Origin of the sequence: Nocardiopsis alkaliphila YIM 80379, assembly GCF_000341005.1 — a bacterium.
In the GTDB taxonomy this organism is placed as follows: Bacteria; Actinomycetota; Actinomycetes; order Streptosporangiales; family Streptosporangiaceae; genus Nocardiopsis; species Nocardiopsis alkaliphila.
Genome location: NZ_ANBD01000071.1, coordinates 48,753 through 63,279, shown reverse-complemented (window position 1 = coordinate 63,279; position 14,527 = coordinate 48,753). Strand labels below are relative to the sequence as shown.

Sequence of the window (14,527 nt, the reverse complement as noted above, 5' to 3'; positions counted from 1 at the left end):
GTCACATGCCGTGCCGGCGGTAGCAGTGCCGAAAGACCAGCCGGCGAACTTGGACAGGAGATCAGATGAGTCGACAGGTGAATGAACTCAACTGGTTGATCACTGACTTTGCCGACCGGGTGCCCGATGTCGCCCACGCGATCGTCGTCTCATCCGACGGCCTTCCGTTGGCGTCGTCCGCGGGCTTCCCGGCCGACCGGGCCGACCAGCTGGCCGCGATCGCCTCTGGGTTGTCCAGCTTGACGCAGGGCGCGGCTCGGGTGTTCGAGGGTGGAGCGGTCGCCCAGACCGTCGTGGAGATGGAGCGGGGGCTGATGCTCATCATGGCCATCAGCGACGGCTCTTGTCTCGCGGTCCTCGCGGCGGCCGAAAGCGACCTGGGTCTGGTCGCGTACGAGATGACCCTGCTCGTCGAGCGGGCCGGGAGGGCGCTGACACCAACGGCGCGTACCTCGGGAATCCACTGATCCACCACCGACAGGAGGAAGTGGTGGCACCTCACAGTAGAGATGCCGGGAGCGCCTCGTGGTTCGGCCAACAGCCGGGTCATCCCTCCACCGGAGGGATGCCGGCCGTGCCGGGCGGCGGAGATGTTCCTCGACCAATCCAACAACCGTATGACCAACGACCCGCGCCGGGGAGCGCGCCCAGCTCGCTGGTGCGTCCTTACGCGGTCACCAAGGGCCGTACCAAGCCGAAGTCACAGCTTCCCCTGGAAGCGCTGATCTCGGCCACCGATGCGGCCCGAAACGAGTCGGGCATGCTGACGCCTGAATGGCAGGCGATCAGTGACCTGTGCCGGGAATGGCGATCCGTAGCGGAGATCTCCGCGTTGTTGCGGATGCCTCTCGGCGTGGCGCGGGTGCTTGTGGCGGACATGTCCGAGCAGGGACTGGTCCAGATCAGGTCTTCGCTCAATAACGAAGCTCGCCCCAACACCAACCTGCTTGAAAGGGTGCTCAGTGGACTTCGCAAGCTCTAGCCCAGCCGAGGAAGGCGGTGCTGGGGGGAACGCGATGACGTCGGTCAAGATCGTCGTCGCCGGGGGCTTCGGTGTCGGGAAGACGACATTCGTGGGCTCCGTCTCCGAGATCGTGCCGCTGACGACCGAAGCGGTCATGACCAGCGCCAGCGTCGGCGTGGACGACCTCGCCAAGACGCCGGACAAGCAGACCACCACGGTCGCGATGGACTTCGGCCGTGTCTCCCTGGACTCGGACCTGATCCTGTACCTGTTCGGTACCCCCGGACAGCACCGGTTCTGGTTCATGTGGGACGACCTGGTCAAAGGCGCCATCGGTGCCGTCGTGCTGGTGGACACCCGCCGGCTGGCGGACTGCTTCCCCGCGATCGACTACTTCGAAGAGGCGCGTTTGCCCTTCATCGTCGCGATCAACGGGTTCGACGGCTACTACCCCCACGCCGCGGACGAGGTCCGGGACGCGCTCACGCTCAGCCCGGAGATCCCCATCGTCCAGGTGGACGCCCGAGACCGGGCCTCCACCAAGTCGACGCTCATCACCCTCGTCGAGCACGCCATCACGGTGGGGGACCCCGAGGGCGCGGCAGGGCAGCAGCCCACCTCCACCGGCGGCCAGAACTCCTGGCGCTGACCGGGAGCACTCCCGGGCCGGGGTCCCGCACGAACACGGCCCGGTTCCCGCTCGGCGGGAACCGGGCTCCGGGCGTGCCCGCAGGCGCTCCCCGCTGCGCGGCGACCTTCATGGCGGCGGGCGGCATCCACCGAACACACCCCTGTGCCGGCATCATGGCCGAATGAGTTCTTCCGCCGACGCCGCTGAGATGACCCGACGGTTCCGCGAGGTCGCCGAGGGGGTACTCGACGCGCTGTTGTCCGACGCCCCCGAGTGGGCGTTGGAGCTCGGTGACGTCCGTGGTGCCCATCGACTCACGGACCACTCGAGCGAGGCCGACGTCCGGCGCGTGGCGGTCCTCACCGACGCGCTCGGCTCCCTGGACGAGATCGACCAGGACCTGCTTCCGCCCGGTGACGCCGTGGACCTGGAAGTCCTGCGTTGCCGTGTGTCCGCCGACCTATGGCACACCACGGAACTGCGCCCCCACACCTGGGACCCGCTCACGTACACACCGGGCGAGGCCCTGTCCCCCCTCCTCGAACGTGACTCCCTACCGCTCCCCGAGCGTTTGGAGGCCTTGGCCGCTCGCTGCGCGGCCCTACCCGACCAGCTCTCCACGGCGCGTCACCGCTTGTCCGAGGGGCCCGGCATCCCCCGTGTGCACGCCGAGACCGCTTTGAACCGATTGTCCGGGGTTCGGGTGCTGCTCACCGATGACCTGCCCGCCTTGGCGCTCACCTCCTCCACCACTCCACCCGGTCTCGACCGAGCCCGTGAGGCGGCTCTGGCGGCAGTGGAGGAGTACGCCTCATGGCTGCGTGCCGAAGCCGAGTTCGCCACCGCGGATCCACGCCTGGGGGAACGGGCCTTCGCCGCCCGTCTCTGGTACACGCTGGACTCCGAACTCTCCCCCGAGGCCCTGCTGGTACGGGCCGAAAGCGACCTCATCGCCACGGAGGAGGAGTTGGCCGAGGTGGCCGCCGAGTACGAGGGTCGCTCCCGCCGCACTGGCCAGGTCGCCGAGGTATTGGCCTCCCTGGCCCGCGAACACGCCACCACCGGCGACACGGTGTGGCCCATCGCAGAGGAGGCCCTGGCCCACTTGTACCGGCGTGTGCGCGAACTCGACGTCGTCACCGTGCACGATGCCCCGATCCGGCTGGCGCCCATGCCCGAGACACGGCGGGGCGTGACCGTGGCCTACTGTGACCCGCCCGGCCCACTGGACCCGCGTGTGGTCGAGCAGCCCACCCTGGTGGCGGTCGCGCCACCGCCCCAGCACTGGTCCCGCGAGCGACGAGAATCCTTTCACCGTGAGTACAACGGTGTGTCGTTGCGCGGCCTCATGGCTCACGAGGCCTTGCCCGGACACGCCCTCCAATCGACCCACGCGGCCCGCCACGAGGGTTCGACCCGCGTGGGACGGGTGCTATGGAGCGGCACCTTCGTCGAGGGCTGGGCGGTGCACGCGGAGTCGGTCCTGGCCCGACACGGTTGGACCGAGGGCACCGACGTCTCCGGCCGCCGCGACAACCTGGCGCTGCGCCTGGTCCAACTCAAGACGCGGTTGCGCGTGATCCTCAACGCCATCCTGGACGTGAGGGTGCACACCAAGGACGTCTCCGAGGCCGAGGCGATCACCCTGCTGGTCCAGCGAGGCCACCAAGGGGAGGGTGAGGCTCATGGCAAGTGGCGCCGTGCCGAGCTGACCAGCGCCCAACTGTCCACTTACTACGTCGGTCGGTCCGAGATCGCCGACATCGCACGTGACCTCGGACGGGTCCGCCCGAAGTGGTCCGAACGTGAGCGGCACGACGCCATGCTCGCCCACGGTGCTCCGCCCCCGCGTCACCTGCGCACCCTGCTCGGTCTCTAGAGGGGCTGTTCGGTGAGGCCGGTGACACGGGCTGCCGGGACTCGCCCTCCGAGCCCGGTGCGCGGCCGGTGGTGGCCGTACCAGGCCAAGAAGCCGGGCTAGGCGGCTTGGTGCTCGGCCTCGCAGGAGTAGAGGCGAGGATAGGCCCACTCGGCGCCCGGCGGAACCGTTCGGCCTCGCCGTTGGCCGGGGGCGCCTGGGCACGCTCGTCTCCGGTCGCTCCTATGCTGGAACGCGAAGTACCGAAACGGTCATCGAGGGGACGGACGAGCCATGAGTGGTGCCGAGGACGAACCCGAGAACGGCGTGGGCGGTCGATCCGACACGGAAACCGGTGCCCCCGATGGTTGGGAGCGTTTGTGGACGCCGCACCGCATGGCCTACATCAAGGGTGAGGGCAAACCCACCGGCCCTCGAGCCGAGGACGGTTGCCCCTTCTGCCGGGCGCCCGAAGTGACGGACTCCGAAGGCCTGGTCGTCGCACGCGGCGAGAACGCCTACGTGGTGCTCAACCTCTACCCCTACAACAGCGGCCACCTGCTCGTGTGTCCCTACCGGCACGTTCCCGAGTACACCTCGCTGGACAAGGAGGAGATCGCGGAGATCGCCGCACTCACCCAGGCGGGCATCACTTCCCTCACTTCGGCCTACCGCCCCCAGGGCTTCAACGTAGGCATGAACCTCGGTACCGTGGCCGGTGCGGGAATCGCGGCCCATCTCCACCAGCACGTCGTTCCCCGGTGGGGAAGCGATAGCAACTTCATGCCGGTGATCGGCCGGACCAGGGTGCTGCCCGAAATGCTGGAACAGACCCGTGCCGAGCTGGCCGAACACTGGCCGCGAGGGTGATTTCCGACCGTTCCCGGGCCTAGGGCGGGCACGTCCGGTCCGGCGACGCGCCACCCCCAGCGGGTGCGGCTCCCACCTCCACGACCGTTCCCGTCCTACGATCACAAGAAGACATGCTGAGAATCCTTCGCCCCATGATCTCCCGGGTCACCGCTCCGCTCGGTCGGAGTCTGGCCCGGATCGGCCTGACGCCCAACATCGTCACCATCATCGGTGCCACCGGTGTCGTCGTCAGCGCCCTGTACTTCTATCCTCGCGGCCAGCTCTACGCGGGTTCGGTGGTCATCACCGTCTTCGCCCTCTTCGACATGCTCGACGGAGCCGTGGCCAGGGCCAAGGACAGTGCCAGCGCCTTCGGTGCCTTCCTCGATTCCAGTCTGGACCGGGTCGCCGACGCGGCCATCCTGGCCGGACTCATGTGGTGGTTCGTGGGTGAGGGCGACGAGCCGCTGCTGGCCGGACTCACTCTGTTCTGCCTGATCAGCGGGTTCATGGTGTCCTACATCAAGGCGCGGGCCGAGGGCCTGGGCGTCAACTGCGACGTGGGTGTGGCCGAGCGCACCGAACGGTTGATCGTCATCCTGGTCGCGGTGGGTCTGAGTGAACTCGGTGTGCCCTACGTCCTGGCAGGTGGCCTGTGGCTCCTGGCCGCGATGAGCCTGCTCACCATCCTCCAACGGCTGATCGAGACCCGCGCCCGACTCAACGACCCCGGCTACACCGGGGGACGGGGCGAGGATCTGGGTAGAAGGGCCGGCAACGACGCCTGAGGGGCGCGGGGCCATGGAAGACGATGAGGAAAGCACGACGTGGACGAACGCATGGCCGATCTGGCCTACGCGGCCGGGTGGACACTGGTCCGACGCTCGCCCGAGAGCGCGGGACGGGCGGTCTTTCGCCGTATCGCCGACCGGTCCTGGCGCGCCCATGACGCAGGCACACGGGGACTGGAACGCAACCTGCGCAGGCTGGTCGGCCCGCACGCCACGGACGCCCAGCTCAGGGCTCTGTCCAAGGCAGGGATGCGTTCCTACATGCGCTACTACTACGAACTCTTCCGGTTGCCGGCCATGGGGCGAGAACACATCCTGTCCCACACCCGGCAGAGCGGTGTGGAGGTTTTGGAGGAGCACGTCCGGTCCGGGCGCGGTGTCGTCGCGGCTCTACCGCACATGGGCAACTGGGACCACGCCGGAGCGTGGATCGCGGCTCGGGGCACCCCCCTGACCACCGTCGCCCAACGTCTGCGCCCCGAGAGTCTCTACCGACGCTTCACCTCCTACCGGGAATCCCTGGGCATGGAGGTGCTGCCGTTGACCGGCGGAGCCAACACCGTCGGAGTGCTGGCCCGACGCCTGCGCGAAGGCGGCCTGGTGTGCCTGCTCGCCGACCGTGACATCAACGGCAACGGCCTGGAGGTCGACTTCTTCGGGGAGAAGGCACGTATGCCTTCGGGGCCGGCAGCCCTGGCCCTGAACACGGGCGCCGCCCTGATGCCGGTCTCCCTCTGGTACGAAGGCCCGTACTGGAACATACGGGTGCACGAGGAGGTCCCCGTCGCCGAGGGCGCCTCCCGCGCCGCACGTGTCCAGGAGACCACCCGAGCGCTGGCCCGCGTCTTCGAGGGCGCCATCGCCGAACACCCCGAGGACTGGCACATGCTCCAAGCCGTCTTCAGCGCGGACCACGACCAGGACCGGACCCGACGTCGGGAGATCGAGGCCGCCGCACGCTCCGGGATCGACTCCTCGAACGAGACCCCCCGAGGGCGGGGTCGATGACGGCTCCGATCAGGGTCGGGATCGTGTGCCCCTACTCCTGGGACGTGCCCGGTGGTGTCCAGCAGCACGCGGGAGACCTCGCCGAGGCGCTCATCGCGATGGGCCACCAGGTGTCGGTGCTGGCTCCGGTGGGCGACGGCGACCACGAACGGCCTCCGTACCTGGTCTCGGCCGGGCGGCCCGTGCCGGTGCCCTACAACGGCTCGGTGGCCCGTATCAGTTTCGGCCCGCGTATCGCCGCACGTGTGCGCCGCTGGATCACCGAGGGCGCCTTCGACATCCTGCACATCCATGAACCCGCCGCGCCCAGTGTCTCCCTGTTGGCCTGCTGGGCGGCGGACGGTCCCATCGTGGCCACCTTCCATACCTCCAACCCGCGTTCACGGGCGATGGCGGCCACCTCCACCGCCCTGCGTGCGGCCTTGGAGAAGATCAACGCGCGCGTGGCCGTCTCCGAGGCCGCACGGCGCACCCTCGTCGAACACGTGGGCGGCGACGCCGTGCTCATTCCCAACGGGGTCTCGGTCCGGCGCTTCGCCCACGCCGAGCCGCTTCCCGGGTGGCCCGGACCGGGCGGATCCATCGGGTTCCTGGGCCGGTTGGACGAACCTCGCAAGGGCCTGGGCGTGCTGTTGGCGGCCTTCGCCCGGTTGGCCCCACAGCGGCCGGGCCTGCGCCTGCTCGTCGCGGGGCCCGGGACGGCCGACCTGTCCGAGGTCCCCGAGCGAGTACGTGAACGCGTGGTCCTTCTCGGCCGCCTCGACGACGCCGACAAGATCCGCGCCTACCACTCCACGGACGTGTTCTGCGCGCCCAACCTCGGAGGGGAGAGCTTCGGCATCGTCCTCACCGAGGCCATGTCCGCCGGAGCCGCCATCGTCGCCAGCGACATCCCCGCCTTCGACGCCGTCCTGGACGGCGGGCGCGCGGGCACACTCTTTCGAGTCGGTGACCCGACACACTTGGCCGAACAGACCGCCGCCCTGCTCGACGATCCTCAGCGTCGGTCCCGGTTGTCCAGAGCCGCCCACGCCGCCGTGAGCGCCTATGACTGGGACACCGTCGCCGCCGACATCGCGCACGTGTACGAGACCGTCCTGACCAGCACCGGGTACGACCGGAAAGGTATCGCGGGGGTCCGCCTGGACAACGGACCCCTGAGCACGACCCTGCTCCGTCGAGGTGAGCGGTCCTGACCGGCGACGCGACCTTTGTGGCCACCGTGGCCGCGACACTGCTGTTCTTGGTGTTGCTGGGCTTCTACCTCTCTTGGCGCGCCACCCGCCTGGACCGCCTCCACCACCGGGTGGAGATCGCACGCGCGGCCTTGGACGCGGCCCTGCTGCGTCGGGCCGCAGCGGTGCTGGACCTCACCGCCTCCGGTGCCCTGCGGCCGGGGGAGGCTCGGGCCCTGGCCGAAGCCGCCAATCGGGCCCGCCGCGCCGGAGACGACGAGCGCGAACTCGCCGAGAGCGCCCTGTCCGCCGCCCTGCGCGAGGCCCTGGAACACACGGACACCCCTTCCGGCCCCGCCTGTGCCCCGCGCCTGGACGAGGTGCTCGTCGCTGCTCGGGGAGTGCACCTGGCCCGGGTCTTCCACAACGACGCGGTCTCCGACACCCGAAGGGCCCGCCGCTCCCGTCTGGTTCGCCTGCTCCGGCCGGCCGGAACCGCGGCCCTGCCCCACTACTTCGAGATGGACGATCGGGCCCCCGGAACCGCTCTGCCCCAAGGCGGAACGACCGCCCGCTGAACCCGCAGGGTCGCGCTGTGAAGCGATGCGGAAGCCACAAACGCCTATCTGGCCAAACGCCCCGAAGTGGGTGGAAGTAGGATGAGATGTTGGCCGGCCCAAGGGTGCGCGGTGCCTACAACGTCCGCGTACCCGCGCGCGGTCTCGTCGAGCAGCGCGTTCAGGAAGTGCCCACGCCCTGACCCCAGGGTCGTGCCCCAACCAGCAGACGAAAACGGGAGCCCACCACCGTGGCCAACAACGCATCGAACAGCACCGACAACGCCGTCGGCACGCAGCGGGTCAAACGCGGCATGGCCGAACAGCTCAAGAACGGCGTCATCATGGACGTCGTCACACCCGAGCAGGCCAAGATCGCGGAGGACGCCGGTGCCGTGGCGGTCATGGCCCTGGAGCGTGTGCCCGCCGACATCCGCAAGGACGGCGGCGTAGCCCGTATGTCCGACCCGGACATGATCGATGGCATCGTCGAGGCGGTCTCCATCCCGGTCATGGCCAAGGTCCGCATCGGCCACTTCGTCGAGGCCCAGGTCTTGGAGTCCCTCGGCGTCGACTTCATCGACGAATCCGAGGTCCTTACCCCCGCCGACGAGGCCTACCACATCGACAAGTGGGCGTTCACCGTCCCCTTCGTCTGTGGTGCCACCAACCTCGGTGAGGCCCTGCGCCGGATCGCCGAGGGCGCCGCCATGATCCGCTCCAAGGGTGAGGCCGGCACCGGGAACGTCGTCGAGGCCACCCGGCACATGCGTTCCATCAACGGCGAGATCAAGCGTCTGGGGACCCTGGACGAGCCCGAACTGTTCGGAGCCGCCAAGGAACTGCGCGCCCCCTACGAGATCGTCAAGGAGGTGGCGCGCCTGGGTAAGCTGCCGGTGCCCCTGTTCTCCGCCGGTGGCGTGGCCACTCCGGCCGACGCCGCGCTCATGCGTCAACTGGGAGCCGAGAGCGTCTTCGTGGGCTCGGGCATCTTCAAGTCCGGCGACCCCGCCAAGCGTGCCGACGCCATCGTGCAGGCCACCCTGCACTACCAGGACCCCGCCGTGATCGCCCGTGTCTCCCGTGGCTTGGGCGAGGCCATGGTCGGCATCAACCTGGATGAGCTGTCCGACTCCCAGCGTTACGCCGAACGCGGCTGGTAATGGCGTATCCGTGAGCGAGCGGGGTGGTGGGTTCGCGGCTCACCACCCCGCCTCTCCACCACCGACACGAACCCTTCCCGCCGACCGAGCGAGGCCGTACTTGACCGCCACACCCACCGTTGGTGTCCTCGCCCTCCAAGGCGACGTCGCCGAACACCTCGTCGCCTTGGAAGCCTCGGGAGCGCGCGCCGTGAAGGTCCTGTCCCCGGAGCACTTGGACTCCGTGGACGGCCTCGTCCTGCCCGGCGGCGAATCCACCACCATGTCCAAACTCGCTGTCCGTTACGGGCTGATGGAACCGCTGCGCGAACGTGTCAAGACCGGGATGCCCGCCTTCGGCACCTGCGCGGGCATGATCATGCTCGCCGACGACCTCCTCGGTGGTGTCCCCGGCCAACAAACCGTCGGCGGTATCGACATGACAGTGCGCCGCAACGCCTTCGGTCGACAGAGCGAGTCCTTCGAGGCTCGGGTGCGGGTCGCCGGGGTCGGTGACGGGCCCTTCGACGCGGTGTTCATCCGCGCCCCCTGGGTGGAACGGGTCGGCTCGGGGGTCACCGTTCTGGCCAGTGCCCCCGGCCCCGATGGGAACGATAGAATCGTTGCCGTACGGCAGGGCGGTTCGATCGCCACGTCCTTCCACCCGGAACTGACCGGCGACACGCGTATCCACCACCTGTTCGTCGACATCGTGAAAGGACTTCCATGGCCGGCCACTCCAAGTGGGCCACCACCAAGCACAAAAAGGCCATCATCGACGCCAAGCGCGGCAAGCTCTTCGCCAAGCTGATCAAGCACATCGAGGTGGCGGCCCGGACGGGCGGCGGTGACCCCGACGGAAACCCGACGCTCTACGACGCCATTCAGAAGGCGAAGAAGAACTCCGTTCCGCTCGACAACATCGAGCGTGCCCGCAAGCGTGGCTCCGGTGAGGAGGCCGGTGGCGCAGAGTGGGAGACGATCATGTACGAGGGCTACGCCCCCGGCGGAGTGGCGCTGCTGGTGGAGTGCCTGACCGACAACCGTAACCGCGCCGCCTCCGAGGTGCGCGTGGCGGTCACCCGCAATGGTGGGAACATGGCCGACGCCGGTTCGGTGTCGTACCTGTTCAACCGCAAGGGCGTCGTGATCGTGCCCAAGGAGGGCACCACCGAGGACGACGTGACCATGGCGGTCCTGGAGGCCGGAGCCGAGGAGGTCGAGGACATCGGCGACTCCTTCGAGATCATCTGCGAGGCCACCGACCTGGTCCCGGTTCGCACCGCCCTGCAGGAGGCCGGCATCGAGTACGACTCGGCCGACTCCAGCTGGCTGCCCAGCATGGAGGTCCCGGTCGACGCCGAGGCCGCCAAGAAGGTGATGCGCGTGGTGGAGGCTCTGGAGGACTCCGACGACGTCCAGAACGTCTTCACCAACGCCGACATCCCTGACGAGGTCCTCGCTGAACTCTGATCGGACTCGGGTCGGTCCGAGCCGGTGAACGGTCGGTCGCGCCCTACTTCCGGTTCGCCCGAGCCAGGGCGTTTCGGGGAGCCGGCGCGACCGGCTGAGTACAGTGGTGCCGTCACCTCTGTCCCCGGTGACGGGCCGATCACCACGAGACAGGTTCGAGGACCACGAACAGATGACCACTCCCCCGGAATACCCCTACGACCCCTCGCAGCAGCCCTACGGTCAGCAGCCGCAGCAGCCACAACAGCCCCACACCGGTGGGCACCCCGGAATGGACTCCGGCGGGTACCACCAAGGCCTGGGTCAGGGCTATGGCGCCCAGCAGGCCCAGCCCGGCTACACCGCCGCCCCCGCCACCCCGGCGGGGGGAACGAGCTTCTTCGGCGCGCTGTTCGACTTCTCCTTCCGAGAGTTCGTCACCAGTCGTGTCATCAAGGTGCTCTACGTCCTGTGGCTGATCGGCATCGGGCTGGGCGTCGTCTCCGGCCTGGTCTCCGCGATCGCGAGCATGAGCCTCAACTTCTTCGTGGGCTTCCTCATGCTGCTCGCGGTCCTGGTCGGCGGTGCCATCGCGGTGTTGCTGAGCCGGGTCGTGCTGGAACTGCTCATCGTGGTCTTCCGTATCAGTGAGGACCTCGGTGCGATCCGCCAACGCGGCGGAATGTAGCCGGAGCCGCTCCACCTCGTCCGGACCCGGGTCGCCTCACGGAAGTCGCCGTGGGAGCGTCCCGGTCCTGGGCGAGCACCGGGTGGATACGTGGGCGTCGACCCGGATCGAACCGGCGAACACGGCGGCGAGTGGTAGCCCCAAGGCGTGGGAGATCGCCTCCGCGGGGTCGCCGGGGATCGGCGCGAGCATCGGCAGGGCTCCCTTCAACCTCCGTGTGAGCGCGGCCTGTCGCTCCAGATCGGGTGGGTGCCCCGGAGTGATCCGCACCGCTTCCCCTCTTGGGAGTGATAACCGGTGCACCACTTCAGCCCGTGACCGAGCCGAGCGGGAGCGTCGGCGTGGGTGATGACCAAGGCGTCCACCACACCGAGGGAGGCCAGGTGGGCGGCCTCCGAAGCCAGCGCGAACGGATCCAACACCATGAAGCGGGACAGGTGGGTGGGGACCGGACCGCTCGGGGCGAGCGTACCCGCCCCGAACCGGGAGAAGGTGTGATGCCTTCCCTCCGGGGGTGATGACGTTGTGCGCCGCTTGGGCGCCTCCATTGGCCCGGACCACCGCACCGTACCCTCCGGCCGCGCAGAGCAGGTCCACGGTCACGCCCTTGCCGGCGTCCCCGAGACCCAGATCGACGACGATGGTGTGCTCGTTCACAGGCGCTCCACCCCTGGCCCGTCTCCGGCCAGATCGGCCACGCCCGGGACGGTCGCCACCGTGCCCCGGTGACGGGCCAGCGGCCTTAGCGCCTTACCGACGGCCTCGCCCGCGTCGGAACCGGTATCGGCCAGGTCCCGCAGATCCTCCTCCAGGTCGATGGCCTCCTCACCCAATCCGACGGTGACGGCGATGGTCTCGCAGACCGCGTCCAGGTCGTCCAGGTACAGGACGTTCTGGCCCAGGTGCTCCTCCCAGAAGTCCCTGATCCGGACATCGTGGAAGTAGTGGTAAGGGCCCGGCGGTCAGGTACTCCGCGCATCGAGTGGCCATGTACACGTCCACGGCGGGGGTGGCCGGGCGCCGTTCGGTGACTTCGGGCGGGTACGTGTCCGCACGGTGCGGCACCATCGCCGGAACGTGCGACGCGCTACCGGGTTCGGTGAAGATCACCGAGTAACACCAGTCCACGAGCACCAGCCCATGCTCGGCGGGGTGGATGAGGACGTGTTCGGGTACCACGGCGCCGTGTACGCCCCCGGCTTGGTGGGCATTACCGATGGCCACCAGTGGTCGGCGCCACATCCAGGCCGCGTCGCGAGGGTCGATGCCCTCGGGGTAGGCGCGTCGCACCGCCGTCAGATCGTGGAAGCCGGTCAGTCGGTCCAGTACGTTGCCGTTCCGCTCGACCAGGGTTTTCGGGTCGCGGTGGCGGATCGTTCCGACCAGCCGGGGCGCGAAGGCCCGGTAACGCTCCAGACCACGTTCGTCGATCCGACGCAGTGCGGCGGCCTCCGCCCGGATCAGGTCGTTGTCCCGAACAGGACGGTGGGGTCGGTGGCCGAGTCGATCTCGCTCAGGGCGGCGTCGAAGGCCGTTTCCTTCGACATGGTCCAGGGGATCCAGGCGGCCTCGGTGGTGTCCCGTCCGGTGCCGGGGTCGGGCAGGTCGGGGGCGAACACCATGCACGCCACCGAGATGACCCGCATACGTGGGTCGCGGTCCACGGCGCCGTAGGTACCCAGTCGTTCGAGGTGGATCTCGGTGGGCAGGGGGCCTTCTCAGCGAGGACGCGCAGTGCGGCGTCCGGGAGGTCGGGGTCCGCGGGGCCGGCCTTGGAGTCCTGGGCCCGAACGAATCCGCCGGGCAGTGCCCACGGTCCACGTTGGGGCTGTGCGGCGCGGCGAGCCAGCAGGACGTGGGGGAGGCCCTCGCGGATGGTCGGTGCGACCACGTCCACGGTCACCGCGGCGGGGGCGTACACCTGGGGATCGTAGGAGGTGAGAAACCTGGTTTCGTCCTCGTCGTGTCGCCCGCGGGTCTCCTTGGGCACCCGTCCTCCTTGTTGTTCTCGTTGTGAGTTTTTCTCTTTATGAGAAGAACAAGCCCCGAATGGGGGGTCGTTGTCCAGCCGCGAGCCGAAGTGGGTGCAGGCCCGTGGGCGCGCACGACACGCCCCGCGCGCGGCGATCCGTGTCGTCGTGCGCCGCTAGCATGGTGCGAACGAACGTTCGACGAGGTGAGGGAACAGGGTGACCACGTGCGCGTGTTGGGAATCGACCCGGGGTTGACCCGTTGCGGTGTCGGTATCGTCGAAGGGGCCATCGGCCGTCCCTTGCGCCTGCTGTCCGCCGATGTCATCCGCACCACGCCCGAGGCCGAACTCCCGCAACGCCTCTTGGCCATCGAGCGCGGGATCGAGGAGTGGCTCGACGAGTACGAACCCGACGCGGTGGCCGTCGAACGCGTCTTCGCGCAGCACAACCTCAGCACCGTCATGGGCACCGCACAGGCCAGCGGCCTGGCCCTGGTCTGCGCCGCTCGCCGTGGACTGCCCGTGGCCACCCACACCCCCAGTGAGGCCAAGGCCGCCATCACCGGCAGTGGCCGCGCGGACAAGGCACAGGTCGGCACCATGGTGGCGCGTATCCTCGGACTGGACAGCCCTCCCAAACCCGCCGACGCCGCCGACGCGGTGGCGCTGGCGATCTGCAACATCTGGCGCGGCGGGGCCCAGGCCCGTGTCGCCCAAGCCCAACAGGACTTCGCCCGCAAGGTGGAGCTGGCCCGCCGCGCGCGCGGCCGCTGACACCGCCCCCAGGAAGGAGGCGGCACCCCTCCCGGTGCCCCAGACAGATGATCGCGTTCCTCACCGGCCGGGTGGCCGCACGTGGCGCCGGCAGCGCCGTCATCGACGTCGGCGGGGTCGGTATGACCGTTCAATGCACCCCCTCGGCCCTGTCCCGCCTGCACGTGGGGGAGGAGGGCACCGTCGCCACCAGCATGGTCGTGCGCGAGGACTCCCTCACCCTCTTCGGGTTCGCGGACAACGACGAGAAGCATCTGTTCGAACAGCTACAGACCGCCTCGGGCGTGGGTCCCCGCCTGGCCCTGGCCATGCTCGCCGTGCACAGTCCCGACAGCCTCCGCCAGGCCGTGCACACCGAGGACACCGCCGCCCTGACCCGAGTGCCGGGTATCGGCAAGAAGGGGGCCCAGCGCATCGTCTTGGAGTTGAAGGGCAAACTCGACGCGCCGATCGGTACCGACGGCACCCTGCCCGCAGCGCAGACCTCCGCCACCGAGCCCAACGGAGCCTGGCGTGGTCAGGTCGTCTCCGGTCTGACCAACCTGGGCTGGTCGGCCAAGGACGCCGAGGCCGCCGCGTCCGCGGTGGCCGCCGAGGCAGAGGACACCACCGACGTCACCATCCTGTTGCGCAGTGCCCTGCGCAAACTCAGCCGCGCCTAGG

19 protein-coding genes and 2 pseudogenes are annotated in these 14,527 nt (G+C 69.1%); 16 read left to right on the top strand and 5 right to left on the bottom strand.

Going from position 1 to position 14,527, the window contains the following annotated elements; all coding sequences use genetic code 11:
- Window positions 1-65 precede the first annotated feature (65 nt).
- From D472_RS0111300 to D472_RS0111240, 13 genes are all read left to right on the top strand, one after another.
- Window positions 66-467: a roadblock/LC7 domain-containing protein gene (locus D472_RS0111300; RefSeq protein WP_014909276.1), complete on the top strand. Its 402-nt coding sequence runs from the start codon at window positions 66-68 to the stop codon at window positions 465-467.
- Between the two features lie 98 nt (window positions 468-565).
- Window positions 566-982 (top strand): DUF742 domain-containing protein, encoded by a 417-nt coding sequence (locus tag D472_RS0111295; RefSeq protein WP_239642956.1) that lies wholly within the window; start codon window positions 566-568, stop codon window positions 980-982.
- 34 nt (window positions 983-1,016) lie between these two features.
- Window positions 1,017-1,613: a GTP-binding protein gene (locus tag D472_RS0111290; RefSeq protein WP_017604594.1), complete on the top strand. Its 597-nt coding sequence runs from the start codon at window positions 1,017-1,019 to the stop codon at window positions 1,611-1,613.
- Window positions 1,614-1,803: 190 nt separating this feature from the next.
- On the top strand, window positions 1,804-3,474 hold the full coding sequence (locus tag D472_RS0111285) for a DUF885 domain-containing protein (protein WP_026117590.1): 1,671 nt from the start codon (window positions 1,804-1,806) through the stop codon (window positions 3,472-3,474).
- Window positions 3,475-3,747: 273 nt separating this feature from the next.
- Window positions 3,748-4,323: an HIT family protein gene (locus D472_RS0111280; RefSeq protein WP_017604592.1), complete on the top strand. Its 576-nt coding sequence runs from the start codon at window positions 3,748-3,750 to the stop codon at window positions 4,321-4,323.
- Window positions 4,324-4,457: 134 nt separating this feature from the next.
- Complete coding sequence (pgsA, locus tag D472_RS0111275) at window positions 4,458-5,093, top strand: phosphatidylinositol phosphate synthase (RefSeq protein ID WP_017604591.1); 636 nt, start codon at window positions 4,458-4,460, stop codon at window positions 5,091-5,093.
- A gap of 39 nt (window positions 5,094-5,132) precedes the next feature.
- Window positions 5,133-6,104 carry a phosphatidylinositol mannoside acyltransferase gene (locus tag D472_RS0111270; RefSeq protein ID WP_017604590.1) on the top strand — a complete coding sequence of 324 codons (972 nt, stop codon included), beginning with the start codon at window positions 5,133-5,135 and terminating at the stop codon, window positions 6,102-6,104.
- The gene (locus tag D472_RS0111265) at window positions 6,101-7,300 is read left to right on the top strand and encodes a glycosyltransferase family 4 protein (protein WP_017604589.1); all 1,200 of its coding nucleotides are present in this window, start codon (window positions 6,101-6,103) and stop codon (window positions 7,298-7,300) included. Before D472_RS0111270 ends, D472_RS0111265 begins: the two co-directional genes overlap by 4 nt.
- 17 nt (window positions 7,301-7,317) lie before the next feature.
- The gene (locus D472_RS0111260; RefSeq protein ID WP_017604588.1) at window positions 7,318-7,857 is read left to right on the top strand and encodes a hypothetical protein; all 540 of its coding nucleotides are present in this window, start codon (window positions 7,318-7,320) and stop codon (window positions 7,855-7,857) included.
- A gap of 230 nt (window positions 7,858-8,087) precedes the next feature.
- Window positions 8,088-8,999: a pyridoxal 5'-phosphate synthase lyase subunit PdxS gene (gene pdxS, locus D472_RS0111255; protein ID WP_017604587.1), complete on the top strand. Its 912-nt coding sequence runs from the start codon at window positions 8,088-8,090 to the stop codon at window positions 8,997-8,999.
- 100 nt (window positions 9,000-9,099) lie between these two features.
- Window positions 9,100-9,789, top strand: coding sequence for a pyridoxal 5'-phosphate synthase glutaminase subunit PdxT (gene pdxT, locus D472_RS0111250; RefSeq protein WP_017604586.1), 690 nt, complete (start codon window positions 9,100-9,102; stop codon window positions 9,787-9,789).
- Complete coding sequence (locus D472_RS0111245) at window positions 9,705-10,451, top strand: YebC/PmpR family DNA-binding transcriptional regulator (RefSeq protein WP_017604585.1); 747 nt, start codon at window positions 9,705-9,707, stop codon at window positions 10,449-10,451. The genes pdxT and D472_RS0111245 overlap by 85 nt, the downstream gene beginning before the upstream one ends.
- Window positions 10,452-10,623: 172 nt before the next feature.
- Window positions 10,624-11,118 carry a DUF4282 domain-containing protein gene (locus D472_RS0111240; RefSeq protein WP_017604584.1) on the top strand — a complete coding sequence of 165 codons (495 nt, stop codon included), beginning with the start codon at window positions 10,624-10,626 and terminating at the stop codon, window positions 11,116-11,118.
- Window positions 11,119-11,154: 36 nt separating this feature from the next.
- On the opposite strand, the gene D472_RS29050 is transcribed toward D472_RS0111240, so the two are convergent.
- The 4 genes and pseudogenes from D472_RS29050 to D472_RS29500 all read right to left on the bottom strand — a co-directional run bounded on the left by D472_RS29050 (window position 11,155) and on the right by D472_RS29500 (window position 11,951).
- The gene (locus D472_RS29050) at window positions 11,155-11,310 is read right to left on the bottom strand and encodes a hypothetical protein (RefSeq protein ID WP_017604583.1); all 156 of its coding nucleotides are present in this window, start codon (window positions 11,308-11,310) and stop codon (window positions 11,155-11,157) included.
- Window positions 11,311-11,324: 14 nt separating this feature from the next.
- The gene (locus D472_RS29510; protein WP_394295615.1) at window positions 11,325-11,543 is read right to left on the bottom strand and encodes a hypothetical protein; all 219 of its coding nucleotides are present in this window, start codon (window positions 11,541-11,543) and stop codon (window positions 11,325-11,327) included.
- Between the two features lie 118 nt (window positions 11,544-11,661).
- Window positions 11,662-11,715 (bottom strand): annotated as a pseudogene (locus D472_RS29505) (hypothetical protein); the annotation flags it as partial.
- Window positions 11,716-11,771: 56 nt separating this feature from the next.
- Window positions 11,772-11,951, bottom strand: a complete 180-nt coding sequence (locus D472_RS29500; protein WP_017604582.1) for a hypothetical protein — start codon at window positions 11,949-11,951, stop codon at window positions 11,772-11,774.
- A 155-nt stretch (window positions 11,952-12,106) separates the two neighbouring features.
- On the opposite strand from D472_RS29500, the gene D472_RS29395 reads away from it, so the two are divergent.
- Window positions 12,107-12,235, top strand: a complete 129-nt coding sequence (locus D472_RS29395; RefSeq protein ID WP_338036514.1) for a hypothetical protein — start codon at window positions 12,107-12,109, stop codon at window positions 12,233-12,235.
- 433 nt (window positions 12,236-12,668) lie between these two features.
- Here D472_RS29395 and D472_RS27560 read toward each other — a convergent pair.
- Window positions 12,669-13,108 (bottom strand): annotated as a pseudogene (locus D472_RS27560) (NUDIX domain-containing protein); the annotation flags it as partial.
- A gap of 207 nt (window positions 13,109-13,315) precedes the next feature.
- On the opposite strand from D472_RS27560, the gene ruvC reads away from it, so the two are divergent.
- Both ruvC and ruvA read left to right on the top strand, forming a co-directional pair.
- Window positions 13,316-13,864 (top strand): crossover junction endodeoxyribonuclease RuvC, encoded by a 549-nt coding sequence (gene ruvC, locus D472_RS0111200; RefSeq protein ID WP_026117588.1) that lies wholly within the window; start codon window positions 13,316-13,318, stop codon window positions 13,862-13,864.
- A 47-nt stretch (window positions 13,865-13,911) separates the two neighbouring features.
- The gene (gene ruvA, locus D472_RS0111195) at window positions 13,912-14,526 is read left to right on the top strand and encodes a Holliday junction branch migration protein RuvA (RefSeq protein ID WP_017604577.1); all 615 of its coding nucleotides are present in this window, start codon (window positions 13,912-13,914) and stop codon (window positions 14,524-14,526) included.
- Window position 14,527: the final 1 nt, after the last annotated feature.